The following is a 24,408-nucleotide window of genomic DNA, read 5'->3' as shown; positions in this document are numbered from 1 at the left end:
CGCCTGGAGGGGCGGAACGCATCCCTCCCGGCACACGACCGGGTGCTCCGACTGGCTCAGGCGCGTCACCCTCGAAATACCCCCTTTTGGGGCCGATTTCAACGGCAGACGCCAATCGGCCCCGAGGAACGGCACGCAACGCGTCCATTTAATACCAGTTAAAGGGGTCTGTGTGGCCAACTCGGGTTTCAGGACCCGGGGGGCCGAATGGAGAAGATGGCGCTCATCGGGCCGCTCAGCGCGTCTAGCGAAAACGCCGAAGGGCGGCGACCCGCGCGACCGCCGCCCTTCATCTTCGCAGGTGCGTCGCTCAGGCCGCGCGGGCCTCCATCGCCTTGAGCGCCGTGATTGCCTTCCGACCCTGGCCCTTCGTGAGGAACCGCAGGCTCGACGCGTGGAAGGTTCGTTCGATCCACGTGTTCAGTCCGTCCGCCGTGCCCGCGCCCTTGGTCCATTCGGCCCACAGGACGCGGATCGGTTCGAGCTGCGCGAAGCGCGCCATGCCGGGCCGGTCGCCGCCGTTCGGGCCGGTCTTCGCCAGGGGCCGGAGCCCCATCCACGCGAGGACCCCCATGATCGCGTCGAACCCGTCCTGGTCGGGCCGTGGATCTGGTCACACCCGCCATGTGGACCAAGGTCGCGCGGTCGTGCTCTTCCGACAGGTCGAGCTTGCCTTTCGCGACATGCAGCAGCGCGATCTGCCGCTTGGCGATGCTCATGGCGCGTCCTTTCCGGCCTGGCCGCCGCCGTAGAGCACCGCGGCTTCCCCTGGCGGCATTGCGCCCCGACCGGCAGCGTGGGGTGAGTGCGTTCGATCATCCCGCGCCTCACTTGCCGGTCCAGGGCTTGAGCTTTCGTGAAGAAAATCGTCGGCGACGGCATGGGCGGGCTCTCTCGGACCTATGGCGTTTGCCCGCCCATTCACCCGATCTTGGCGTGCAGCGACCGCACCGTCCCGTCGTCGACCTCGGCCTTCTTCCCGCCGCGCTCGAAGATGTCCGATGCCCCCTCGAGCAGCGCGCGCCATTGTCCTCGGACCGTCGCCTGTCGGGCTCGAACCGATGGCGCCCCGATGGGCAGCCGGACAAGGTCTCGCTCCACTGGTGGATCATCGTCGGATGAACGCCGTATTCCGCCGCCAGCTCCGACACGGTGCGCTCGCCCCTAACGGCTTCCAGCGCCACGCGCGCCTTGAAGCCCGCATCGTGGTTCCCGCGTTTCGACATGTCCCGATCTCCTCGTTCCTGGGGACCGGAAGACGTCAGACCGCAGCTTGCGTCACTGTCCGACTTATCGAGGCGGAGCTCAGTCGGCACCTCCGATGGGGTGGGCAATCACCAGAAAGAGGCGTTCCGAGTAGCGCCCTTTCGGTCCACACGGCTGTTCGGTGAAACCGCGGCGAAGACGACCTCGCAGTCAAGGAAACGTTCGATCCCGCAAGCGCGGCATTCTGGATGGTATCGGCCGCCGCTCCGTCAGACATGATGGAGACGATGGACGATGGCTCCGACACGGCACACCACGCAGCGCGGCGCTCGATCCATACCGACTTCGAAAATCCCGACGCCTCACTGACCAGAGATCGGCAGCGCCTCACGGAAGCATCTTCGCTAATCGCGACGCTCCTTGACCGCGCGAAATGATGCGTCGGGTGCGGGGTCGTCGCCCACACCTTGCAAGAACGACCATTGAGTTCATTGGGCTTTTCGCACCGTCAGCGCGCGGGAAACCCCCTCTCACCGCCTCAATGTGACAAATCCAGCGAAACGCCTATCTTCAGGCCATTGATTTTGCTTGTCGTTTTTTCGGGGCGGTGCAAACCTGTCGAAAGCGGTCACGTCGCCTGCGGCGACTCCGCCGGTATATTTGGGGAAAGATGAAGGGCGGCGCGCGCCCGATGCCGGACCGGCGCCTTGCCGCGCGAAGGCTCAGCGCCACGTCATCGTCCATGACAGACGCAGACCCCTTCGATCTCAGCCGGTTCCTCGACGCGCAGGAGGGCATCCACGACCGCGCGCGGGCCGAGATTGCCGCAGGGGCCAAGCGCACCCACTGGATGTGGTTCGTGTTCCCGCAGGTCGCGGGGCTGGGGCGGTCCGACATGGCCCGTCGCTACGCCATCGCCGGGCCGGCGGAGGCGCGCGCCTACCTGGCGCACCCGGTCCTCGGGCCCCGGCTGGCGGAGATGCACGAGGTGCTGCACCGCCATGCGGGCACGCCCGCCGCGACCATCCTCGGCCCCGTGGATGCGGCCAAGCTGCGCTCCTCGGCCACGCTCTTCGCCGCCTGCCCCGATGCACCGGACGCCTTCGACCGCACGCTGGCGCTCTTCTTCGACGGGCGGCCCTGCGGCGCCACGCGGCAGCGGATCGCGCCATGAGGCTGCTGTCCATCGGCCACGGCTATTCCGCCCGCGCGCTGGCCTCCCGGCTGATCGCCCGCGGATGGGAGGTGCGCGGCACCACCCGGTCGGCCGACCGGGCCGGGGCCATCGCCGGCACTGCCGTCACCCCGGTGATCTGGCCCGGCAGCGACCTTGCGCCCCACATCCGCTGGGCCAGCCATGTGCTGCACTCCGTCGCGCCGGGCGACGACGGCGACCCCGTGCTCACGGCCCATGGCGACGACCTGGCCGCCACGCGGCTGGCGTGGTTCGGGTATCTGTCCACCACCGGCGTCTACGGCGACCACGGCGGCGGCTGGGTGGACGAGGACACGCCTCCGAACCCGTCCACCGCGCGCGGCGAAGCGCGGGTCCGGGCCGAGACCGGTTGGCGGGACATCGCCCGCCACACCGGCCTGCCGCTCCATATCTTCCGCCTGGCGGGGATCTACGGCCCCGGCCGCGGCCCCTTCGCCAAGGTCCGGGCCGGCACCGCGCGGCGGATCGTCAAGCCGGGACAGGTGTTCAGCCGCATCCATGTGGAGGACATCGCCACCGTGTGCCTGGCCTCCATCGACCGGCCCGATCCGGGCGCCGTCTACAACGTCTGCGACGACGACCCCGCCCCGCCGCAGGAGGTCATCGCCCATGCCGCCGACCTGCTGGGCCTGCCCCGCCCGCCCGAAATCGCCTTCGACGCCGCGGACCTCAGTCCCATGGCGCGCAGCTTCTACGCCGAATCGAAGCGTGTGCGGAACGGTCGCATCAAGCGTGACCTGCACGTCCGGCTGGCCTACCCTAGCTACCGCGAAGGGCTTGCCGCCCTGCTGACCCGAGAGGACTGACATGCCCACCCATCCTACCAACTTCGCCGTCATCGGCCTGGGCAATTTCGGCTCGACCGTGGCGACCGAACTCAAGCGGTTCGGGAATTACGTCATCGGCGTCGACCTGGACGAGGACCGGGTATCGGAGCACGCCGATGTCCTCGACCAGGCGCTGATCGTCGATGCGCGGTCCGAAGCCGCGCTGCGCGACGCGGGCCTGGACGAGTGCGAAGTGGGCGTCGTGTCGCTGGGCCGCAACATCGAGGCGAGCCTTCTGGCGACCATGAACCTGTCGCTGGTGGGCATCGACAAGATCTGGGCCAAGGCCGTGTCCAAGACGCACCACCGAATCCTGACGCGCATCGGCGCAGAGCGCGTCGTCCACCCCGAGCAGATGGTCGGCAACCAGGTCGCCCAGATGCTGCACAACCCGCTGATCCGCGATTACGTGTCGCTGGGCAACACGTTCCACGTCGTCAACATGCGCGTCCCGGACGATCTGAACGGCCGGCATCTGTCGGACCTGGACCTGGAAAGTTTCGACATCCGCGGCCTGGGGGTCATGCGCGGCACCCATTTCATCGGCCGCGACGGTGAGGCCTGCCAGCTGGAGGAGGACGACATGCTCCTCCTGCTCGGGCGCCGGAGCAACCTGCGCGACTTCACGGCGTCGCTCTAGATGAACTTCGGCAACTGGCTGAAGAGGCTGCCGGCGCCGGGCATGCTGGCGCTGTTCTACCTGATCTTCATCGCGGTCGGCGCGGCGGCGCTGAAGCTGCCCCTGTCCCATACCGGGCCGATCACCTGGTCGGACGCCATCTTCACCTCCACCTCGGCGGTGACCGTGACCGGGCTGATCGTGCTCGACACCCCGGCGGCCTTCACCACGGCCGGAGAGGGGATCCTCATCGTGCTGATGCAGATGGGCGGTCTGGGGCTGATGACCTTTGCCGCGCTGCTCCTCTCGGCGCTCGGCATCTCATTCGGTATCCCGCAGCGCATCGTCCTGCGCGAGGACCTGAACCAGACCTCGCTCAGCAATCTCATCGCGCTCGTGCAGATGATCTTCAAGCTGGCGCTGGCCTGCGAGCTGATCGGCTTCGTGCTTCTGTCCATCGTCTTCGTGCCCGATTTCGGCTGGGCGACGGGTATGTGGCACGCATTGTTCCATGCCGTGTCGGCCTTCAACAACGCCGGCTTCTCGACCTTCTCCAACTCCCTGTCGGATTACGCGACGGATCCGATCGTGACGTTGACGGTGCCGGGGCTTTTCATCGTGTCGGGGCTGGGGTTCGTGGTGCTGGCCGATGTCGCGCAAAAGCGGGCCTGGCGTCCGCTGGCGCTGCATTCCAAGCTGATGCTCGCCGGGACGCCGGTCCTGATCGTCGCGGCCTTCGCGGGGTTCGCGGCGCTGGAATGGAACAATCCGGGCACGCTGGGCGCGGTGGACGGCGGTCCCCTGGGCAAGCTTCAGGCGGCGTTCTTCCAGGCGGTCACGCCGCGCACGGCGGGGTTCAACACGGTGAACACGACGGCGATGCGGGACTCCACGGCGCTGATGACCATGGCGCTGATGGTGATCGGCGGCGGGTCGACCTCCACCGCGGGCGGGATCAAGCTGACCACCGCCGCGGTGCTGGTGCTTGCCACTCTGGCCTTCTTCAAGCGCCGCAAGGAACTCAGCGCCTTCGGCCGGGCGATCCGCACCGAAGAGGTGCAGAAGGTCATGGCGCTGACCACGGTATCGGTCATCCTGGTGTTCAGCGGGCTGTTCCTGCTGACGATCTTCAACGATTCGTCGTTTCTCGTGCTGTCGTTCGAGGTCGCCTCGGCCTTCGGCACGGTGGGCCTGTCCATGGGCGCGACCGGCACGCTGGAAGGCTGGGGCCGGTCGGTGATCATCGTGATCATGTTCCTGGGCCGGGTCGGGCCGCTGGTGCTGGGCTTCTTCCTGGCCACCCAGGCGGCGCCGCGCGTCCGCTATCCCAAGGGGCAGATCTATCTGGGCTAGCGGCTGCCGTGTCGCGGCCGCACGGCCTAGGCGTCGGCCCCCGCCGCGCGCATCGCCGCCAGCATCCGCAAGAGCTCCTGCGGAGAGCGCCGCACCGCGGCCGCATAGGCGCTGACCGCCAGGATCCGCAGGTCCGGCCCGATCACGAAGGTCTTGGCCTTGGGCATCCGCGACCGGCGGGTCTGGGTATCGATGCCGCAGATCTCCGCGATGCGGCCGTCCTCGTCGGACAGGACCGGAATGGCGATCTCGACCCCGGCGCGTTCCTCCAGCGCGTCGAGCCACATGCGTTCGGTCAGCGAATCGCTCTGGCAAAGTCCCATGAGCCGCGTGCCATGGGCCGAGAAATCGGCTTGCGCCTGCGCCAGGGCGACCATGTCGGCCTCTGCCACGTCCGAATAGGCCGATGCGTGGTTGAAGAAGATCGTGTAATGCCCCCGGGCCCAGTCGTGGAACTCGATCCCGCCGACGGTGCTGTCGGCCCAGATGTCGGGAAAGACGTCGCCGACCATCAGCATCCGCGACTCCGCGCTCCAGGTCCCCGGCATGGCCTGCGCGATGATGTCTTCCGGCCTCATTCTCGTGTGCAACATGTCGTCCCATCCGTCGCTAGACGGCCCGTGCTCCCCGCGCGGGCTCTACCTTGAGTTGATACAACCTGGTGATCGATGCAATCAAAGTTTGCATCGGCGGGTATCCGCTCACGTGACTGTGACAGTTGGGCGACAATCCGCCTAAGGTGTGTCAGCCATGCGTCCGAAGGGTGTCCACGCCCAGGACCGACAGCACCCTGGCTTCTATGTCCTCAGCGTTGAGGGCGGCGACCGCGTACATGTCGCGCGGGCTGGCCTGGTCGATGAAGATGTCCGGCAGCACCATCGAGCGATAGCGAAGCCCGCGGTCGAACACGCCGCGTTCGGCCAGCAACTGCGCCACATGGCTGCCGAAACCGCCCACGGCGCCCTCTTCCACGGTGATCAGCGCGTCGTGCCGCGCGGCCAGGTCCAGGATCAGATCCTCGTCCAGCGGCTTGGCGAAACGCGCGTCCGCGACGGTCGGAGAGATCCCGCGCGCGCCCAGGGCGTCCGCCGCCTCCAGCACCTCCTTCAGCCGCGCGCCGAAGCTCAGGATCGCCACGCCGGAGCCGTCGCGGATCATCCGGCCGCGGCCGATCTCCAGCACCTCGCCGCGCTCGGGCATCTCGACGCCGGTCCCCTCGCCGCGCGGGAACCGGAACGCGATAGGCCCGTCGTCATGCGCGACGGCGGTGGCGACCATATGCTTCAACTCGGCCTCGTCCGCCGCGGCCATGACGGTAAAGCCCGGCAGGTTCGACAGATACGCCACGTCGAAGGCCCCCGCGTGGGTGGCCCCGTCCGCGCCCACAAGGCCCGCCCGGTCGATGGCGAACCGCACCGGCAGGCGCTGCAGCGCCACGTCATGCACCACCTGGTCGTAGCCGCGCTGCAGGAAGGTGGAATAGATCGCGCAGAACGGCTTCATCCCCCCCGCGGCCAGCCCGGCGGAAAAGGTGACGCCGTGCTGCTCGGCGATCCCCACGTCGAAACAGCGGCTGGGGTAGCGTTCCGCGAACAGGTTCAGCCCGGTGCCGTCCGGCATCGCCGCCGTCACCGCGCAGATCCGCTCGTCCCGCGCCGCCTCGTCCAGAAGCGACTGGGCGAACACCTTGGTGTAGGACGGCGCGTTCGACTTGGCCTTGGCCTGCCTGCCCGTCAGCACGTCGAACTTGGACACCCCGTGACCGCGGTCCGACGCGTCCTCTGCCGGGGCGTAGCCCTTGCCCTTGCGGGTGATGGCGTGGATCAGCACCGGCCCGTCGGCGCGGGTCCGCACGGTCCTGAGCACCGGCAAAAGCTGGTCCATGTCGTGCCCGTCGATGGGACCGATGTAGGAGAACCCCAGCTCCTCGAACAGCGTGCCGCCCACGGCCATGCCCTTGAGCAGATCCTTGGCCCGCTTCGCCCCTTCGCGGAACGGCGGCGGCAGCATCGACACCGCCCCCTTGGCGGCGGCCTTGAGTTCCTGGAACGGCGCGCCCGCGTAGAGGCGGCTCAGATAGGACGACATCGCTCCGACCGGCGGGGCAATGGACATCTCGTTGTCGTTCAGGATGACGATCAGCCGGCGGCCCAGGTGACCGGCGTTGTTCATCGCCTCATAGGCCATGCCCGCACTCATCGCGCCGTCGCCGATCACCGCGATGGCGTCGCCGAGCGACGGGTCCGGCGCACCGCCCAGATCCCGCGCCACCGCAAAGCCCAGCGCCGCGGAGATCGAGGTAGAGCTATGCGCCGCCCCGAACGGGTCGTAGGGCGATTCGCTGCGCTTGGTGAAGCCCGACAGACCGCCCTTCTGGCGCAAGGTGCGGATACGGTCGCGCCGCCCGGTCAGGATCTTGTGCGGGTAGGACTGGTGCGACACGTCCCAGATCAGCCGGTCGCGCGGCGTGTCGAACACCGCATGGATCGCCACGGTCAGCTCGACCACGCCCAGCCCCGCGCCCAGATGGCCGCCGGTCTCGCTGACGGCGCTGATCGTCTCGGCCCGCAGCTCGTCGGCCACCCGGCGCAGAGCCGCGTCGTCCAGGCCGCGCAGATCCGCGGGCGATCCGATCCGGTCGAGCATCGGGGTCGTCGGGCGTTCGGTCATGGTCCCCTCCTGATACGCGGGCGCCTTCCGTCTATCGCCATGGCGGGGCGGGAGCAAACGGCCCGTCTCATCCCATGCTGGTCCAGCCGCTGCGCGCGCGCATCCGCCGCCGGTCGTGGCGCAGGCTCAGGAAGGCCGCGACGCCCAGCCCGCCGCAGTAGAGCGCGCCGAACCCCAGGACCAGCGCCCCCGGCAGCGGGCCGACGGCGGCCCGCGCCACCAGGTCGGAAAGGCCGGTCATCGGCACCGGGTGGACCATGAGCTTGCCCAGATAGGCGCAGGTCTGGATCAGCAGGATCCAGAAGTAGTTGCGCCGGATCCGCCGTCCCGTCGCGATCCAGAGCGACACGTGATAGCGCGGCCGCAGCAGGTCGCCGGCCAGCACGCCGCGCCAGCCCTCGCCCGGCCGGCAGCCGTCGCGGTCCAGCATCGGCGCGTAGAAATGCGTCTCGATCCACCGGCACCGCGCGCGCCAGACGTTGAAATAGCGATAGCGCCGCGCTTCGAGCATCAGGAAGAAGAAGATCAGGATGCCCACCAGCAGCAGCGGCAGCGGCGACGCGGAGGGAGAGGAATAGGCGATCGACAGCGCGATCCCCAGCGTCACGACCGACCAGTTGGTGGTGGTGTCGAGCCGGGTCCGCCACAGGGTCGAACGATAGACCTCGGCGCGGTAGAGATGGGCCATCGCCCCGATCTCCGCCGCGCTCATCTGCGGGTCGCCGGCATCGTTCCGCATAAAATCCTCCCGCCCCCACGATGCGCCAGGGGACCGCGCCGGGGCAAGCCGCGTCAGCGGTCGCGCGTCACCACGTAGCCGGCCAGATCGCGCAGCCCGTCCGCCTCCGGCCCGAACGGCGCCAGCGCGTCGCGCGCCTCGGCCACCAGATCGGCGGCCCGCGCCTTGGCCCCGCCCAGCCCCAGCAGCGAAACGAAGGTCGCCTTGCCGGCACCCTCGTCCTTGCCCAGCGCCTTGCCGGCCAGTCCCGCGTCGCCCTCCACGTCCAGCACGTCGTCGGCGATCTGGAACGCGCGGCCCAGCGCCCGCGCATAGGCCCCGAGCGGGCCGGGATCCGCCCCGGACAGCACCGCGCCCGCGCGTCCCGACCATTCGATCAGCGCCCCGGTCTTGCCCGCCTGCAGCGCCTCGACCGCGGCCAGGTCCAGCGCCCGCCCGGCGCTCTCGGCGGCGATGTCGCGGGCCTGGCCCAGAACCATGCCGCGCGCGCCCGCCGCCCGCGCAAGGCTCACCGCCAGTTCCGCGCGAACGCCCGGATCGGGATGGCAGGCCGGGTCCGTGACCAGCTCGAACGCGAGGCTCTGCAGCGCGTCACCCGCCAGCACCGCCGTCGCCTCGTCCCAGCGCACATGCACCGTCGGCTGCCCGCGGCGCAGCGCGTCGTCGTCCATCGACGGCAGATCGTCATGCACAAGACTGTAGGCGTGCAGCGCCTCGATCGCCGCCGCGGCGTCCAGCGCCGGCACGTCGCCGTAGAGCCGCGCGCCCTCGATCACCAGAAAGCCCCGCAGCCGCTTGCCCCCGGCCAGCGCATGGCGCATCGCCGCGTGCAGCGGGTCGGACCCGCCCGCGGCCTCGGCCAGACGCGCGCCGATGCGCGCCCGCGCCTCCTCCAGCCGGTCCGCAAAGCTCACGGGTCGAGAGGCTCCGTCCCCCGCGCAGCGCCGCCCGCGTCGGTGGTGATCCGGGCGACCTTCTCCTCGGCCGCGGCCAGGGTCGCGGCGCAGCGCGCCTTGAGAAGCGCGCCGCGCTCGTACAGTTCGATGGACCGCTCCAGCGGCACGTCGCCCTTCTCCAGATGCCCCACCACCTCTTCGAGGGCGCGCATCGCCTGCTCGAAACTCATCTCCTCGATCGCCGTCTCGCTCACGTCAGCCGCTCCCTCAGAACCTCCAGATGCGCCGCCGCCCCCGCGGCCAGCGCGTCCAGATCATATCCGCCTTCGAGTGTCGAGACGACCCGACCGCCGGCATGGGCCAGCGCCACGTCGCACAGCCCCTCCGTCACCCAGGCGAAATCCGCGTCGGTCCAGCGCAGGTTGGCCAGCGGATCGGCCGCATGGGCGTCGAACCCGGCAGAAATCAGCACCAACTCCGGCGCGAAGGCGTCCAGCCGCGGGAACACGGCGTCCTCATAGGCCGCGCGCATCTCCGGCCCGCCGCTGCCCGGCTCCAGCGGCACGTTCAGCACCTGCCCGTGCGCGCCCCGTTCCCGCGCCGCCCCGGTGCCGGGGAACAGCGGCATCTGGTGCGACGACACGAACAGCACCCGGTCGTCGTCCCACAGAAGGTCCTGCGTGCCGTTGCCGTGATGCACGTCGAAATCCACCACCGCGACGCGGGACAGGCCGCGCCGCTCCAGCGCGTGTTTCGCGGCAATGGCGACGTTGCCGAACAGGCAGAACCCCATGGCGGTCTCGCGCTCGGCGTGGTGGCCGGGCGGGCGGCAGCCGACGAAGGCCGCCGCAGTCGCGCCGTCCAGCACCGCGTCCACGGCCGCCACGCAGCCGCCGACCCCGCGGCGCGCCGCCGCCAGCGTGCCGGGGGACATGTGCGTGTCCCCGTCCAGCGCCACCGACCCCGACGCCGGAGAGGCCCCGGCGACCCGGTCCAGATACGCCTGCGGATGGCACAGCAGCAGATCGGCGTCGGCGCAGTCCGGCGCCGCGCGCCGCTCCAGCCCCAGGGGGGCCAGCCCGGTTTCGACCGCGTGAAGCCGCGCCACCTGCTCGGGATGCCCCGGCGGCGTCACATGCTCCAGACCCGACGGATGGGAAAACCACAGAACCGACATGCAGGACCTCCGAACCACCTCGCCCCCGGGCTACCAGCTTCGCGGACCCCGTACCATCGGCCAGACACCGCGCCCGTCCCGGCCGCCGGACCCGCGGCGGCACCGCTCAGTCCGGCGCCAGCATATAGCCCGCGCCGCGCACGGTCTGCAAATAGCGCGGGTTCTTGGGATCGGCCTCGATCTTGCGCCTGAGCCGGGTGATCTGCACATCCACGGCACGGTCCTGCGCGCCCTCGCCGTCCGGTCCCGCGCGGCCCAGATCCTCGATCAGCCGGGTCCGGCCGATGACCTCTCCCGGCGCCCTGGCGAACAGCCGCATCAGCGCCGACTCCGTCGCCGTCAGCCGGATCGGCACCTCCCCGTCCCACAACTCGCCCCGCCCGACGTCATAGCGTATCTGCCCCAGCGCCAGCATGCGCGGCGCGGCGGTCTGCGGCTCGGAGGACGGCATACGCCGCAGGATCGCGCCGATGCGCAGCAGCAGCTCCTTCGGCTCGAAGGGCTTGGGCAGATAGTCGTCCGCCCCGGCCTCCAGCCCCGCGATCCGGTCCTCGGTGTCGCCCCGGGCGGTCAGCAGCAGCGTCGGCATGGAGCGCGTCTCGGTCAGCCACCGGCAGAGCGAGATCCCGTCCTCTCCCGGCATCATCACGTCCACCACGGCCAGATCGAAATCCAGCCCCCCCAGCACCCGCCGCGCATGGGCCGCGTCCCGCGCCGCGGTGGCATAGAACCCGTTGCGGATCAGGAACCGCCCCAGAAGCGCGCGGATCCGCGCGTCGTCGTCCACGATCAGAAGATGCGGCCGGTCGCTCATGCCGTGCCCTCGAACAGCCGCTTCAGATCCTCGTCCATCATCGCCTCCAGCACCTCGCGGAACCCGGTCACCGCCTCCGGTCCGGCGCGGCGGAACGCGTCGCGCATCCGCGCGGCCTGCGCCTCCGACAGTTCCGCCTCCAGCGCCCGGCCGGCTTCGGTCAGGTGCAGGTGCCGCTCGCGGCGGTCGCGGCTGCCCACATGGCTTTCCACCAGACCGTCGGCGATCAGCGTCCGCAGCACCCGGTTCAGGGATTGCTTGGTCACGCCCAGGATGGCCAGCAGGTTGTTCACCGTCGTCCCCGGCCAGCGGTTGACGAAATGGATCGCCCGGTGATGCGCCCGCCCGTAGCCGTACTGCCCCAGGATCCGGTCGGGATCGGCGGTGAAGCCGCGATAGGCGAAGAACATCGCCTCTATCCCGCGCCGAAGCTGCGCGTCGGTCAGAAACAGCAGGCTGTCGCCCCGCATCGCGCCTTCGCCCATCGACGCGTCTCCCCCCCGTCCGGTTCCGTTCACAGTTTATGTCAGCAGCGTTGACATTCCGCAACCCTCCCGATACCCCGATCCGGGGATTTTCCGCAACATTGTGTCCGATGCGGACACATTTACGCAACTTTCGGAAGGGGACGCGCCATGTCGGGCGGGTATGACGATCGCGACGGCAAGATCTGGATGGACGGAACGCTCGTCGACTGGCGCGACGCCAAGGTGCATATCCTGACCCATGCGCTGCACTACGCCTCATCGGTGTTCGAGGGAGAGCGGTGCTACAACGGCACCATCTTCCGCGGCCGCGATCATTCCGAACGCCTGAAGCGCAGCGCCAGCCTCATCGACTTCGAAATCCCCTACACGCTCGACCAGATCGACGCCGCCAAGGCGGCCGTGCTGGAGGCCAACGGGCTGACCGACGCCTATGTGCGCGCCGTCGCCTGGCGCGGGGCCGGGCCGGACATGGGCGTGGCCAGCGCGCGCAACCCGGTCCGCATGGCCGTGGCGGCCTGGGAATGGGGCGCCTATTACGGCGACGCCAAGACCCGCGGCGCCAGGCTCGACATGTCGAAATGGAAACGCCCGTCCCCCGAGACGATCCCATGCGAGGCCAAGGCCGCCGGTCTCTACATGATCTGCACCATGTCCAAGCACGCCGCAGAGGCGAAGGGCTGTTCGGACGCGCTGATGCTGGACTACCGCGGCTACGTGGCAGAGGCGACGGGCGCCAACGTGTTCTTCGTCAAGGACGGTGAGGTGCACACCCCCCTGCCGGACTGCTTCCTGAACGGGCTGACCCGCCAGACCGTCCTGACCATGCTGGCCGAAAAGGGCGTCGCCGTCCACGAACGCCACATCCTGCCCGAAGAGATGGAGGGCTTCCAGCAGTGCTGGCTCACCGGCACCGCCGCAGAGGTCACGCCCGTGGGCCGGATCGGCGACTACAGCTTCGAGGTCGGCGCCCTCGCCCTCGATATCGCCGAAAACTACGAGTCGCTGGTCCGGCGCTGATCGTTACCGGGGCTTGAGGATCAGCCAGACCGCGACTGCGCGCCGGTCCTCGATCGGCAGGCCCCTGAGGTCCCTGATCGCCTGCTCGGAGGATTCGACAAGTTCGATGGCCTCCGACAGCCTGAACACCCGGTGCGGATCGCAGTCCGCCTCATGGCGGGCGGTCCGGGACATCCGGAACTGGTTGGCGACGTCCTCCACCTGTTTCGGAAACGCCTCTATCCGCCGGTGCGCGCACTGCCGTTTCGCATGGCCGTGGTCGAGCGATCGGTACACCTGCGACCAGGCGGGTTCACAGCGATCTGCCGCTCTGGTGCCGACGATACAATCGGCGCAGGTCCGGCAACGATGGTGGAACATCGCATGATAGGCGGTGCTCACGGCGCGCTTGAGATCCGCCTGCCGCGGCCGCCGCGACGACCTTTCGTCGACAAGGCGTTTGGCCGTGGCGATCAGGTCAAGCGGCTTCACCCGCCGCATCCCTTGCGGTCAGGAAGCGGAAGACCGGAAAGGCCTCCACCCGCAACCGCTCCAGCGGGTCTCTCAGATGACGCGCCAGGCCGACCATTCCGCGCGGGTCGAGCCGGTCGTCCTTTGCTTCGAACACGACGCTGATCCTCAGAATGGGATCGCCGTCATGATCGACATCCTCCTGCACGTGAACGTCCAGAATGCGTGCCGGAGCAAGCTCGGCCTCGACGGTCCTGCGAATGACGGTCCTGAGATCTTCGGTCACGACCAACCCTCCCTGACACCTTCATAGGTGACGTAGTGTGGACGGTTTGTGAATCCCCCCCCAGTCACGTCGGGCAACGGACGCGCGACCCGAACCGGTGTCCGGCCTGTCCCGGTCGCGCGTGTGCGGATGTCCAGGCACGTCCCGGCCGGAACGCGATTGCCCGCACCGGGCCGTGCCGGACCCCGGCCCTAGGCCGTCCGCCCCCGTTCGATGGCGGCGAATGCGCAGAGCGTCCGGCCGCCGTCGTGGCCTCTCGGTTTCAGCCACCAGCGTCTGACGCCGCGCTGCCACCCGCCGGTCGGGCCCAGCGCCACTCTGACATAGGGGCCCAGCGGCGCCGGCTCCGCGCGCCGTCTGCCCGCATCCAGGACATGTCGTGCCATGATCGCCTCCTTCTCTGCTGGACCGCCATCATAGCACGAACAGGTCCGCGTCACAGCATTCCCTTGGCCCGCAGCTTGCGCCGCGCCGTGCCGCCCCGCGCGATCTGCCGCTCGCGCAACACGATCATCACGCCCGACGCGATGATCAGCGCCGCGCCGGCCAGCGTCGCCCAGGTCGGCACCTCTCCGAATCCCACGAATCCGATCGCCACCGCCCAGAGCATCGACACATAGGAGAACGGCGCCAGCGCGGAGGCGTCGGCGTGCTTGTAGCTGGCGGTCAGCAGCAGCTGCCCGATCGCCCCCAGCACGCCGCAGCCCGCCAGAAGCGCCGCCTCGCGCGCGTCCGGGACCACCCAGCCGAACGGCGCCGTGACCAGCGCGAAGGCGCTCGCCGTGGCCAGGAAGTAAAAGGCGATCGCCTCCGACCGCTCGGTTCCCGACATCGCCTTGATCAGCGTCTGCGCCAGCGCCGCCAGCGCCGCGGAGGTCAGCGCCATGCCGGCCCCGATCGCGGCCGCCCCGCCCAATTCCAGCGTGCCGAAGCGCGGCGACACGATCACCACCACCCCCGCCAGGCCCAGCAGCACCGCCCCCAGCCGCACCAGGCGGAACCGCTCGCCCAGAAACAGCGCCGCGAAGACCACCAGAAAGATCGGCGTGGCGAACCGGATCGCCTGCACCTCGGCCAGCGGCAGCAGCGTGATCGACGCGAATCCCAGCCCCATGGAGGTCGTCCCCACCAGCCCCCGCAGCGCATGGCCGCGCCAGTTCTCGACCACCAGCCCGCGGCGCAGGTCGCCCTGCCACCAGAGCCACAGGCCGATGATCGGCAGCGACAGGAACGCGCGGAAGAACACCACCTCTGCGATGGGCACGGTCTCTCCCGCCGCCTTCACCAGGCCGGACATGAAGGTGAGCACCGTGAAGGCCGTGAGGATGAGGAGGATGCCGCGTAGGGGTGCCATGACGCGGGCTTACGCGCCCGCCGCGGCAAGGGCCAGAGCCCCGCGGCCCGGCCCCGCGGACGCGCGCGCCCGCCAGCCGCACGCGCCCCAGATTTTCGCGGAAAATCTGCTCCCCCCCGCCGCACGGGCCCCAGATTTTCGCGGAAAATCTGCTCCCCCCCCCTGCCGGTCAGACCCGGAAGTGCAGCGGGCGGACCGCGTTGAACACCCCGGTGTCGCGCAGCTGCGCCAGCACCGCCTCCGACACCGGCTCGTCCACATAGAGAAGCGCGATGGCGTTCTTGCCCTTCTCGGTCCGCCCGAGCGTGAAGTTGGCGATGTTCACGCCGTTCTCGCCCAGCACGCGGCCCAGCGTGCCGATGATCCCGGCCCGGTCGTCATTGGTGGAATAGAGCATATGCGCGCCCACCTCGGCGTCGATGTTGATGCCCTTGATCTGGATGAAGCGCGGCTTGCCGTCCGAGAACACCGTTCCCGCCACGGATCTCTCGCGGCGGGCGGTCTTCATCGTCACCTTGATATAGGCCTCGAACACGCCGGTCTGGTCCTGGGTGGTGCGCGACACCTCGATGCCGCGCTCCTTGGCCATCACCGGGGCCGACACCATGTTCACGTCCGGGTTGCCCGCCTGCATCAGCCCCGCGATCACGCTGGCGGTCAGCGCGTTCAGGTTCATCTCCGACACCGCGCCGTCGTAGAGGATGTTCACCGCCTCGATCGGTTCGTCGGTCATCTGGCCGATGAAGCTGCCCAGGTTCTGCGACAGGGTCAGCCACGGCCCCATGACCTTGGCCTCCTCCGCGGTGACCGACGGCATGTTGAGCGCGTTGGTCACCGCCCCGGTCATCAGGTAGTCCGACATCTGCTCGGCCACCTGCAGCGCCACGTTCTCCTGCGCCTCGGTGGTGGCCGCGCCCAGATGCGGCGTGACCACCACGTTCTTTAGCCCGAACAGGGGGCTGGCCGTCGCCGGCTCCTCCGCGAACACGTCGAAGGCGGCGCCGGCGACGCGGCCGCCGCGCAGCGCCTCGGCCAGGGCGGCCTCGTCCACCAGCCCGCCGCGCGCGCAGTTCACGATCCGCACGCCGGGCTTCAGCTTGCCGATGTTCTCATGGCTCAGGATGTTGCGGGTCTTGTCGGTCAGCGGCACGTGGAGGGTGATGAAATCGGCCTGCGCCAGCAGCTCGTCCAGCTCCACCTTGCGGCAGCCCAGCTCCGCCGCGCGCTCATCCGACAGGAACGGGTCGTAGGCGATGACCTTCATGCGCAGGCCCAGCGCGCGGGCGATGACGATCGACCCGATGTTGCCCGCGCCGATCACCCCCAGCGTCTTGCCGGTCAGCTCCACCCCCATGAAGCGCGACTTTTCCCATTTGCCGGCATGGGTTGAGGCGCTGGCCTCGGGGATCTGACGCGCCACGGCGAACATCATCGCGATGGCGTGTTCGGCGGTGGTGATGGAATTGCCGAAGGGCGTGTTCATCACGATCACGCCCCTGGCGCTGGCGGCGGGGATGTCCACGTTGTCCACCCCGATCCCGGCGCGGCCGATCACCTTGAGGTTGGCGGCGGCCTCCAGCAGCTTGGCGGTGACCTTGGTGGCGGACCGGATGGCAAGGCCGTCGTACCGGCCGATCACCTCCAGCAGGCGATCCTTGTCCTTGCCCAGTCCGGGCTCGAAATCGACCTCCACACCGCGGTCGCGGAAGATCTGGACGGCGGTTTCCGACAGCTTGTCGGAGACGAGAACTCTGGGGGCCATGGGGCGCTCCTGTGGTCTGGGCCGTGGCGTACGAAACGGGCCGAATTCGGTCCGACGCGGTACGAAACGGCGAAAATTATGGCGGGTGATGTACAGAAGACGGGCGCGGTTCGACGCGCGCCCGTCAGGTCAGGCGGCGGCGCTGCGCTCCAACAGGGTGGCGCGGTAGGCCCAGTCGATCCAGGGCATCAGCGCCTCCAGATCGGACGTCTCCACCGTCGCGCCGCACCAGATCCTGAGGCCGGCGGGCGCGTCGCGGTAGTTGGCCACGTCGAAGGCGACGCCTTCGGCCTCCAGCCTCCCGGCCACCGCCTTGGCGAAATCCGCGTCCCCGGCCAGGTCCGGATCGATAAAGGTCAGGCAGACGGAAGTGTTTGACCGCGTTGCCTTTTCCACCGCCAGATTGTCGATCCAGTCGCGGCTGTCGCAGAAGTCCCAGACCGTTTTAGCGTTCCGGTCGGCCCGCGCCATCAGCCCTTCCAGACCGCCCACGGACCGCCCCCAGGCCAGCGACACAAGGTAATCCTCGACGCAGAGCATCGACGGCGTGTTGATGGTCTCGCCGCGAAAGATCCCCTCGATCAACGCACCGCCCTTGGTCAGCCGGAAGATCTTCGGCAGCGGCCAGGAAGGTGTATATGTTTCAAGACGTTGCACGGCCCGCGGGCTGAGGACCAGCACCCCGTGCGCGGCCTCTCCGCCCATGACCTTCTGCCAGGAGAACGTCGTCGCGTCGAGCTTGTCCCACGGCAGGTCCTGCGCAAAGGCCGCACTGGTCGCGTCGCAAAGCGTAAGCCCCTGACGATCATCCGGAATCTGGTCGCCCGACGGCACCCGCACACCGCTCGTGGTGCCGTTCCAGGTAAAACATACGTCCTTGTCCCAATCGACGGCCGATAGGTCAACGATCTCGCCGTACCCGGCCTCGCGCACCGTATTGTCCCGCAGCTTCAACTGCTTGACCGCATCCGTCACCCAGCCCTTGCCGAAGCTCTCCCAGGCCAGCGTCTCGCTCGGCCGCGCGCCCAGAAGCGACCACATCGCCATCTCGTAGGCGCCGGTGTCAGAGGCCGGAACGATCCCGATCCGGTAGTCCCCGGGAACGCCCAGGATTTCCCGCGTCTCGTCAATCGCTTGTTTCAGCTTGGATTTGCCGGCTGCCGCCCGATGCGACCGGCCCAGCGGCGCGTCCGAGAGCGTGGCCGGGGCATAGCCGGGGATCTTGGCGCAGGGGCCGGAGGAAAAGCGCGGATTTGCCGGCCGCGCGGCCGGGGTCTCTACGTTGGTCATGGTATCCTTGCAGATAAGCGCCCCTCGTTGGGGAGGGGTGTCCCGCCGTCGCACATAGAACCGCGCCGGGGGTCTGGCAAGCGGCTTCGCCAAAGCCCCCTCGCCCCCCGCGCAGGCTTGCGCTATTGCGCCGCCGAACCGTGGAGGGACAGACCATGCACATCGCCACCCTGATCGCCGCCGACAGGCTCGACCCGGCTTTCGTGGGCGCACTGCGAAACGCCTGGGGCGGGGGCGACGCGATCTGGCTGGATCCGGCGCGCGCGGCGGAGTTCGAGATCGCCCACCCCCCTGCAAACCTCTGGAACATATGGGAAGAAGCGCAGAACATGGGGGTGGATCTGGCGCTTCAGCCGGCACAGGGGCGGCGCAAGGACGTGCTTCTTGCGGACATGGACTCGACCATGATCGGTCAGGAATGCATCGACGAACTGGCGGACATGGCCGGCGTCGGCGGGCGGGTCGGCGACATCACCGCCCGGGCCATGAACGGCGAACTGGACTTCGAGGCGGCGCTGCGCGAGCGCGTCGCACTGCTCAGGGGCCTCTCTACCGAAGTGATCGAGCGCGTCTGGACCGAACGCATCACCCTGTCTCCGGGCGGCGCGGAACTTGTCGCCACCATGCGGGCCAACGGCGGCTATTGCGCGCTGGTCTCCGGCGGGTTCACCGACTTCACCGGCCGGGTCGCGAAGGCGCTTGGCTTCGACGAACACCGCGCCAACACCCTGGTCTCGCACGGAAACTCCCTGACCGGAGAGGTCGCGGAACCGGTCCTGGGGCGGGAGGCCAAGGTCGCCGCCCTGCGCCAGATCTGCGCCGCGCGGGGTGTCGGCCCGGATCGGGCGATGGCCGTGGGAGACGGCGCGAACGACCTGGGGATGCTGGGGCTTGCCGGTGCGGGGGTTGCGCTCCACGCCAAACCCGTGGTGGCGGCAGAGACCGACCTGCGCATCAACCACGGCGACCTGACCGCCCTGCTCTACCTGCAGGGCTACAGCACCGACGCGTTCGCAAGGCCCTAGGGAAAGCCCCGGGCCGGCCGGATCTCTCCCACCTTGGCGCCGGCGCGGTTCAGGACCGGCGCATGGAGGGTCCGGCGCACGGCATCCTCCCCCGACTCCAGCACGCCGAGCCGCACCAGCAACGCCGCCATCGCCGCATCCGCGGCCCGCGCCGCGCCGTCCGCGATCTTGAGCGCCACGCCCAGGCCAAGTTCCGGCAGGATCGCGACGAAAACGCCCTCGGCCCCCGATTTCACTGCCGCGCGCCCCGTCGCCGCCGCCATGAGCCGCGTCGTCGGACGGCCTGTCCCGGCAACCAGCACCGGATGCGCCATCATCGCCTCCCGCAGGGTCACCATTGCCGACTGGCGCGCATCGGCGCCCGGCACGGCCGCGGCGAACGCCGCCATCGCCCGGGCGAGGCCGGCGACGGTCGTGGCGAAATTCGGTGCGGCGCAACCGTCGATGCCGTAGCCGGGACTGTCCTCACCGGTCACTTCCTCGAATGTCCGGCGAACGACGCGCTGCACCGGCCCCTCCGGATCGACATACGCCCCCTCCGCCCCCAGGTGCTTCTGGAACTGCAAAAAGCCCGCGTGTTTGCCGGAGCATTGGTTGTGGGCCTGGCAGGGCGGCTCCCCCTCCCGGATCAGTGCGTGACGAAGATCCCGGTCGCGCGGCGCCTCGCGCCCGCAAAGAAGATCGTCGTCCCCGAACCCGGCATCGGCCAGCCACGCCCGCACCGCCGCGGTATGCACGGCCGCCCCCTGGTGGCTGGCGCAGGCCAGCGCCAGGCGCTCGGCCGGCAGCGACACCCCGGATTCGACCATCGGCAGGGCCTGGATCATCTTGACCGAAGACCGCGGGTAGATCACCGCCCGCGGATCGCCCCAGGCGTCCCTCACGGCGCCGGATGCGTCGCAGACGACCGCATGTCCCGCATGGGTGGATTCGCAGAGCGGTCCGCGCCAGAGTTCGATCATCGGATGGGCGGGGGGCATGGATGTTCCTCCTTCACGAGCCAGCGATTTCTTGCTGCCGGGGCTTTCGCTAAACCGTCATTTGTTATTAAGGTCGCACCGCTCGAGTATATTGAAAACCGGCAATCGGCATGGCTCCGGCAGAGAGCCGCTGACCCGGATGAGGCAGACGACAGCTGGAGGCTGCGGGACAGATGAAAGCACTGACGGGATGGATGGCGGGCGTTGCGCTTGCCGTATCCGCCAGCGCCGCGATGGCGCAAAACGAAAGCACGAACCGTGTGGCCGTCGAGACGGCCTGGAGCGTCTTCGTGGAAGACGAGCCGAAGGAATGCTGGAGCGTATCCAGCCCGACAAACACCGTGAACACCCGCGACGGGCAGGTGGTGTCCGTCCAGCGCGGCGACATCCTGCTGTTCGTGACCTTCCGCCCCGGCGCCAATGTCGACGGAGAGGTGTCGTTCACCGGCGGCTATCCGTTCGCGGACGGATCGACCGTGACCCTGGACATCGGCGGCACCAGTTTCGACCTCTTCTCGGAGGGCGAATGGGCCTGGCCGGCCTCCGCCTCCGACGATGCGCAGATCGTCGCCGCGATGAAGCGCGGCACCGATGCGTCGCTGACCGCGCGCTCATCCCGGGGCACGCAGACCAAGGACACCTTCTCGCTGTTCGGCTTCACCGCCGCGATGGACGAGGCGCAATCCCGCTGCAACTGATCTCCGTTCGGGGCTGCGGGGAGCCGGGGTTTATTTGCAGGCGCCGGTCGCCTATGTAGCGGGCATTCCGCAACCCGAGGGTCACGCCCCATGCCAGCGTTCGAAACGCCCGCGCTCCAGACGCCGATCACGCAGGACGTCCTGACCCTCCCGCGCAGGGCGGCAGAGGCCGCGCGCCCCAATCTTGTCGGTCTGACCCGTGACGGGATGCGGGCGGCGCTGCTCCACGCGGGCGTGCCGGAAAAGCAGGTCAACATGCGCGTGGGTCAGGTCTGGGCCTGGATCTACGAGCGCGGGGTCCGCGACTTCGCGCAGATGACGAACCTGTCCAAGTCCCTCCGCGCCGACCTGGACGGGCGGTTCGAGATCCGCCTGCCAGAGATCATGCGCAAGGACGTCTCCGGCGACGGCACCCGGAAGTATCTGGTGCGCATCGGCGGCGGCCATGAGGTCGAGACCGTCTACATCCCCGAGGAGGGACGCGGGACCCTCTGCATCTCAAGCCAGGTGGGCTGCACGCTGACGTGCTCGTTCTGCCACACCGGCACCCAGAGGCTGGTGCGCAACCTGACCGCCGATGAGATCGTCGGACAGGTCATGCTGGCCCGCGACGACCTGGACGAATGGCCCGCACCCGGCCGCAACCCCAAGGACGAGACGCGGCTGCTGTCGAATATCGTGCTTATGGGCATGGGAGAGCCGCTCTACAATTTCGACAATGTGCGGGACGCCATGAAAATCGTCATGGATCCCGAGGGTATATCGCTCTCGCGCCGGCGGATCACCCTGTCCACCAGCGGCGTCGTGCCCGAGATCGCGCGCTGCGCCGAGGAGATCGGCTGCCTGCTGGCCGTGTCGTTCCATGCGACCACCGACGACGTGCGCGACCGGCTGGTTCCGATCAACAGGCGCTGGAACATCGACGCCCTGCTCGGCGCCCTTCGAGCCTATCCGAAGCTGTCCAATTCGGAGAGGATCACGTTCGAATACGTCATGCTCCGGGACGTCAACGACAGCGACGACGACGCACGGCGGCTGGTGAAGCTGATCGAGGGGATTCCGGCCAAGATCAATCTGATCCCGTTCAACGAATGGCCCGGTGCGCCCTACGAACGGTCGTCCAACAACCGCATCCGCGCCTTCGCCGACATCGTCTACAAGGCCGGCTATGCCTCACCGGTCCGCACGCCGCGCGGAGAGGATATCATGGCCGCCTGCGGCCAGCTGAAATCCGACACCGAGCGGGCGCGCAAGTCCCGGCGCGAGATCGAGGCCGAAGCGCGGGCCTGAGGTCCGCGCCGGGCTGGCGCGATCGGTCGCGGGAACGCCGGCTTTCCCCGTCGCATTTCCCTGTCGCCGACACATAAAGGAGATGGCGACATGGCAAAGCATTACAGCGAAGGCGACAAGGTCGAGTGGGACTGGGGCAACGGCACCGCCTCGGCGACCGTGAAGCAGAAATACACCCAGAAGCGGACCCTCAAGATCGACGGCAGCGAGGTCACGCGCGACGCCAGCGACGACGATCCGGCGTATCGGCTGGAACAGGACGACGGCAGCACGGTCCTGAAGAGCCATAGCGAGTTGCGCAAGGCCTGAGGGGGGCGGGGGCGCCGCCCCCGTCGCCTTGCGGCGACTCCCCCGGGATACTTGGGGAAAGATGAAGAAGGGACGGCATCCGGGTTCACGGCGCGCCGGAGCCTGATGCGCGGCGCGATGGGGTTCGAGAGGCCGGGGCGCCGCGGCACGCGACCGGCGGGTGCGGGGATCGCGTCAGCGACCGGGGATGGTGTCGCGCGCCTCGCCGGCACCGGGCCAGCCGTCTATGGCGTCGAGCGCCTCCTGCGAGGTCTCCACGAAGGCGAAGAGATCGAGATCCTGTCGCGCGATGGTGCCGGCCTCTGCGAGGGCGCCGAAGTTCACCACCCGGTCCCAGAACGCGCGTCCGAAAAGCAGCACCGGGACCCGCTCCATCCGGCCGGTCTGGATCAGGGTCAGGGACTCGAACAGCTCGTCGAGGGTTCCGAACCCACCGGGAAAGACGCAGATGGCGCGGGCGCGCATCAGGAAATGCATCTTGCGAATCGCGAAGTAGTGGAAGTTGAAGCACAGTTCCGGCGTCACGTAGGTGTTCGGTGCCTGCTCGTGCGGCAGCACGATGCTGAGCCCGATCGACTGGCCGCCCGCGTCGGCGGCACCGCGATTGCCCGCCTCCATCACGCCCGGGCCGCCACCGGTCACGATGACATCCTCCTGTCCGCCATTCCGCATCGACCGCTCGGTCATCAGCCGGGCGAATTCGCGCGCTTCCGCATAGAAACCCGCAAGCTCGGCCATGGCGGCATTGGGCGCGTCGGCGGCGCTTTCGCGGATCCGGGCGCCGCCGAACATGACGACCGTGGAGCCGATGTTCTGCTCGGCCATCGCCATTTCGGGCTTGAGCAGTTCCAGCTGCAACCGTACCGGGCGCAGCTCCGGCCGGCACAGGAACTCATCGTCCGCGAAGGCCAGGCGGTAGGCGGGCGCACGGGTCTGCACGGTGTCCGGCGTCCTGGCCGCGGCCTTGCGGTCGGTGGGGGCGTCCCGGAACGGCGAATTGGCGCGGTCGGTCATGGGGGGTGGGGTCTCCTGCATTGCAGGCGGGGTGTAGCCGCCCTATGACCACGGGGCCAGAGCCAACCGCCAGGAGACCCCACGCCCCATGTCCGACACGCAGCTGGAACACGCGATCGAGGCCGCCTGGGAGGCGCGCGACACGATCACCCCGACCACCGGCGGGGAGATCCGCGAAGCCATCGAGGCAACGCTGGATGCGCTCGACCGCGGCACCCTGCGCGTCGCCGAAAAGCGCGACGGCGGTTGGCAGGTGAACCAATGGGCGAAGAAGGCCGTGCTTCTGGGCTTTCGCATCCGCGACATGGAGATGCAGCCGGGCGGGCCGCAGGGCGGCGGCTGGTGGGACAAGGTGGACAGCAAGTTCGCCGGCTGGGGAGCTGAGCGCTGGCGCGAGGCGGGATTCCGCGCGGTGCCCACCTGCGTGGTACGCAAGTCGGCCTATATCGCGCCCGGTGTGGTGCTGATGCCGTGCTTCGTGAACCTCGGCGCCCATGTGGACGAAGGCACCATGGTGGACACCTGGGCGACCGTCGGCTCCTGCGCGCAGATCGGCAAGAACGTGCACCTGTCGGGCGGCGTCGGCATCGGCGGCGTGCTGGAACCGCTCCAGGCCGATCCCACGATCATCGAGGACAACTGCTTCATCGGCGCGCGGTCCGAGGTGGTCGAGGGCTGCATCGTCCGCGAAGGCTCTGTCCTGGGGATGGGCGTCTATATCGGCAAGTCCACCAAGATCGTGGACCGAGAGACCGGAGAGGTCTTCATGGGCGAGGTGCCGCCCTATTCGGTGGTCGTCTCGGGCTCCATGCCTACGACAAGCAACCTCAACCTCTACTGCGCGGTCATCGTCAAGAGGGTGGACGCGCGCACACGCGCGAAGACCGCGATCAACGAGTTGCTGAGGGACTGACCGGCGCGGGGTTTT

Annotated in this window: 28 protein-coding genes; 11 read left to right on the top strand and 17 right to left on the bottom strand. The window is 68.9% G+C overall.

What is annotated here, in order from left to right; translation table 11 throughout:
- Positions 1 to 310 precede the first annotated feature (310 nt).
- Complete coding sequence (locus KW83_RS21490; protein ID WP_235191374.1) at positions 311 to 574, bottom strand: phage protein GemA/Gp16 family protein; 264 nt, start codon at positions 572 to 574, stop codon at positions 311 to 313.
- On the opposite strand from KW83_RS21490, the gene KW83_RS21485 reads away from it, so the two are divergent.
- The 5 genes from KW83_RS21485 (at position 573) to KW83_RS11395 (ending at position 5,221) form a co-directional block, all read left to right on the top strand.
- Positions 573 to 752 carry a hypothetical protein gene (locus KW83_RS21485; RefSeq protein WP_235191411.1) on the top strand — a complete coding sequence of 60 codons (180 nt, stop codon included), beginning with the start codon at positions 573 to 575 and terminating at the stop codon, positions 750 to 752. The genes KW83_RS21490 and KW83_RS21485 overlap by 2 nt on opposite strands.
- Positions 753 to 1,948: 1,196 nt before the next feature.
- Positions 1,949 to 2,380 carry a DUF1810 domain-containing protein gene (locus KW83_RS11410; RefSeq protein WP_036178682.1) on the top strand — a complete coding sequence of 144 codons (432 nt, stop codon included), beginning with the start codon at positions 1,949 to 1,951 and terminating at the stop codon, positions 2,378 to 2,380.
- Positions 2,377 to 3,228 carry an SDR family oxidoreductase gene (locus KW83_RS11405; protein WP_036178616.1) on the top strand — a complete coding sequence of 284 codons (852 nt, stop codon included), beginning with the start codon at positions 2,377 to 2,379 and terminating at the stop codon, positions 3,226 to 3,228. The genes KW83_RS11410 and KW83_RS11405 overlap by 4 nt, the downstream gene beginning before the upstream one ends.
- Position 3,229: 1 nt before the next feature.
- A complete protein-coding gene (locus KW83_RS11400) occupies positions 3,230 to 3,889 on the top strand; it encodes a potassium channel family protein (protein WP_036178613.1) in 660 nt (219 codons plus the stop codon).
- Positions 3,890 to 5,221, top strand: coding sequence for a TrkH family potassium uptake protein (locus KW83_RS11395; protein ID WP_200879678.1), 1,332 nt, complete (start codon positions 3,890 to 3,892; stop codon positions 5,219 to 5,221). It begins immediately after the preceding gene.
- Between the two features lie 26 nt (positions 5,222 to 5,247).
- Here KW83_RS11395 and KW83_RS11390 read toward each other — a convergent pair whose 3' ends face one another.
- From KW83_RS11390 to KW83_RS11355, 8 genes are all read right to left on the bottom strand, one after another.
- Positions 5,248 to 5,799 (bottom strand): redoxin domain-containing protein, encoded by a 552-nt coding sequence (locus KW83_RS11390; protein WP_036178611.1) that lies wholly within the window; start codon positions 5,797 to 5,799, stop codon positions 5,248 to 5,250.
- Positions 5,800 to 5,965: 166 nt separating this feature from the next.
- Entirely contained in the window at positions 5,966 to 7,891 is a 1,926-nt protein-coding gene (gene dxs / locus KW83_RS11385; protein WP_036178609.1) for a 1-deoxy-D-xylulose-5-phosphate synthase, read from the bottom strand.
- Between the two features lie 67 nt (positions 7,892 to 7,958).
- Positions 7,959 to 8,630: a DUF2270 domain-containing protein gene (locus KW83_RS11380; protein WP_036178606.1), complete on the bottom strand. Its 672-nt coding sequence runs from the start codon at positions 8,628 to 8,630 to the stop codon at positions 7,959 to 7,961.
- Between the two features lie 53 nt (positions 8,631 to 8,683).
- Positions 8,684 to 9,544, bottom strand: a complete 861-nt coding sequence (locus KW83_RS11375; protein WP_036178605.1) for a polyprenyl synthetase family protein — start codon at positions 9,542 to 9,544, stop codon at positions 8,684 to 8,686.
- Entirely contained in the window at positions 9,541 to 9,756 is a 216-nt protein-coding gene (locus tag KW83_RS11370) for an exodeoxyribonuclease VII small subunit (protein WP_407667858.1), read from the bottom strand. Before KW83_RS11370 ends, KW83_RS11375 begins: the two co-directional genes overlap by 4 nt.
- 20 nt (positions 9,757 to 9,776) lie before the next feature.
- Positions 9,777 to 10,703, bottom strand: coding sequence for a histone deacetylase family protein (locus KW83_RS11365; RefSeq protein ID WP_036178599.1), 927 nt, complete (start codon positions 10,701 to 10,703; stop codon positions 9,777 to 9,779).
- 106 nt (positions 10,704 to 10,809) lie between these two features.
- On the bottom strand, positions 10,810 to 11,517 hold the full coding sequence (locus KW83_RS11360; RefSeq protein WP_036178596.1) for a response regulator: 708 nt from the start codon (positions 11,515 to 11,517) through the stop codon (positions 10,810 to 10,812).
- Complete coding sequence (locus tag KW83_RS11355) at positions 11,514 to 12,002, bottom strand: MarR family winged helix-turn-helix transcriptional regulator (protein WP_036178593.1); 489 nt, start codon at positions 12,000 to 12,002, stop codon at positions 11,514 to 11,516. The genes KW83_RS11360 and KW83_RS11355 overlap by 4 nt, the downstream gene beginning before the upstream one ends.
- A 150-nt stretch (positions 12,003 to 12,152) precedes the next feature.
- Here KW83_RS11355 and KW83_RS11350 point away from each other — a divergent pair, with 150 nt between their 5' ends.
- Positions 12,153 to 13,022, top strand: coding sequence for a branched-chain amino acid aminotransferase (locus KW83_RS11350; protein ID WP_036178592.1), 870 nt, complete (start codon positions 12,153 to 12,155; stop codon positions 13,020 to 13,022).
- 3 nt (positions 13,023 to 13,025) lie between these two features.
- On the opposite strand, the gene KW83_RS11345 is transcribed toward KW83_RS11350, so the two are convergent.
- The 6 genes from KW83_RS11345 to KW83_RS11320 all read right to left on the bottom strand — a co-directional run bounded on the left by KW83_RS11345 (position 13,026) and on the right by KW83_RS11320 (position 18,164).
- Positions 13,026 to 13,493, bottom strand: coding sequence for a hypothetical protein (locus KW83_RS11345; protein ID WP_051928452.1), 468 nt, complete (start codon positions 13,491 to 13,493; stop codon positions 13,026 to 13,028).
- The gene (locus tag KW83_RS11340; RefSeq protein ID WP_036178589.1) at positions 13,480 to 13,758 is read right to left on the bottom strand and encodes a hypothetical protein; all 279 of its coding nucleotides are present in this window, start codon (positions 13,756 to 13,758) and stop codon (positions 13,480 to 13,482) included. The genes KW83_RS11345 and KW83_RS11340 overlap by 14 nt, the downstream gene beginning before the upstream one ends.
- 191 nt (positions 13,759 to 13,949) lie before the next feature.
- The gene (locus tag KW83_RS11335; protein ID WP_036178586.1) at positions 13,950 to 14,144 is read right to left on the bottom strand and encodes a hypothetical protein; all 195 of its coding nucleotides are present in this window, start codon (positions 14,142 to 14,144) and stop codon (positions 13,950 to 13,952) included.
- A 50-nt stretch (positions 14,145 to 14,194) separates the two neighbouring features.
- A complete protein-coding gene (locus tag KW83_RS11330; protein ID WP_036178584.1) occupies positions 14,195 to 15,112 on the bottom strand; it encodes a DMT family transporter in 918 nt (305 codons plus the stop codon).
- A 169-nt stretch (positions 15,113 to 15,281) separates the two neighbouring features.
- Positions 15,282 to 16,874, bottom strand: a complete 1,593-nt coding sequence (serA, locus tag KW83_RS11325) for a phosphoglycerate dehydrogenase (protein ID WP_036178582.1) — start codon at positions 16,872 to 16,874, stop codon at positions 15,282 to 15,284.
- Positions 16,875 to 17,003: 129 nt separating this feature from the next.
- Positions 17,004 to 18,164: a phosphoserine transaminase gene (locus KW83_RS11320; RefSeq protein ID WP_036178579.1), complete on the bottom strand. Its 1,161-nt coding sequence runs from the start codon at positions 18,162 to 18,164 to the stop codon at positions 17,004 to 17,006.
- A 155-nt stretch (positions 18,165 to 18,319) separates the two neighbouring features.
- Here KW83_RS11320 and serB point away from each other — a divergent pair, with 155 nt between their 5' ends.
- The gene (gene serB, locus KW83_RS11315; protein ID WP_036178577.1) at positions 18,320 to 19,189 is read left to right on the top strand and encodes a phosphoserine phosphatase SerB; all 870 of its coding nucleotides are present in this window, start codon (positions 18,320 to 18,322) and stop codon (positions 19,187 to 19,189) included.
- On the opposite strand, the gene KW83_RS11310 is transcribed toward serB, so the two are convergent.
- The gene (locus KW83_RS11310; protein ID WP_036178574.1) at positions 19,186 to 20,169 is read right to left on the bottom strand and encodes an asparaginase; all 984 of its coding nucleotides are present in this window, start codon (positions 20,167 to 20,169) and stop codon (positions 19,186 to 19,188) included. The two genes, serB and KW83_RS11310, sit on opposite strands and share 4 nt — an antisense overlap.
- Positions 20,170 to 20,342: 173 nt before the next feature.
- Here KW83_RS11310 and KW83_RS11305 point away from each other — a divergent pair, with 173 nt between their 5' ends.
- From KW83_RS11305 to KW83_RS11295, 3 genes are all read left to right on the top strand, one after another.
- Positions 20,343 to 20,867 carry an invasion associated locus B family protein gene (locus tag KW83_RS11305; protein WP_036178572.1) on the top strand — a complete coding sequence of 175 codons (525 nt, stop codon included), beginning with the start codon at positions 20,343 to 20,345 and terminating at the stop codon, positions 20,865 to 20,867.
- A gap of 90 nt (positions 20,868 to 20,957) precedes the next feature.
- Complete coding sequence (gene rlmN, locus KW83_RS11300; protein WP_036178569.1) at positions 20,958 to 22,157, top strand: 23S rRNA (adenine(2503)-C(2))-methyltransferase RlmN; 1,200 nt, start codon at positions 20,958 to 20,960, stop codon at positions 22,155 to 22,157.
- Between the two features lie 90 nt (positions 22,158 to 22,247).
- Complete coding sequence (locus tag KW83_RS11295) at positions 22,248 to 22,466, top strand: hypervirulence associated TUDOR domain-containing protein (protein WP_036178567.1); 219 nt, start codon at positions 22,248 to 22,250, stop codon at positions 22,464 to 22,466.
- Between the two features lie 174 nt (positions 22,467 to 22,640).
- Here KW83_RS11295 and KW83_RS11290 read toward each other — a convergent pair whose 3' ends face one another.
- The gene (locus KW83_RS11290) at positions 22,641 to 23,480 is read right to left on the bottom strand and encodes an LOG family protein (protein WP_036178564.1); all 840 of its coding nucleotides are present in this window, start codon (positions 23,478 to 23,480) and stop codon (positions 22,641 to 22,643) included.
- 88 nt (positions 23,481 to 23,568) lie between these two features.
- On the opposite strand from KW83_RS11290, the gene dapD reads away from it, so the two are divergent.
- A complete protein-coding gene (gene dapD / locus KW83_RS11285) occupies positions 23,569 to 24,393 on the top strand; it encodes a 2,3,4,5-tetrahydropyridine-2,6-dicarboxylate N-succinyltransferase (protein ID WP_036178561.1) in 825 nt (274 codons plus the stop codon).
- Positions 24,394 to 24,408: the final 15 nt, after the last annotated feature.

This window comes from Palleronia rufa, assembly GCF_000743715.1.
In the GTDB taxonomy this organism is placed as follows: domain Bacteria; phylum Pseudomonadota; class Alphaproteobacteria; order Rhodobacterales; family Rhodobacteraceae; genus Palleronia; species Palleronia rufa.
Note: the sequence above shows the minus strand (reverse complement) of the source record. Positions and strands in the feature narration are given on the sequence as shown.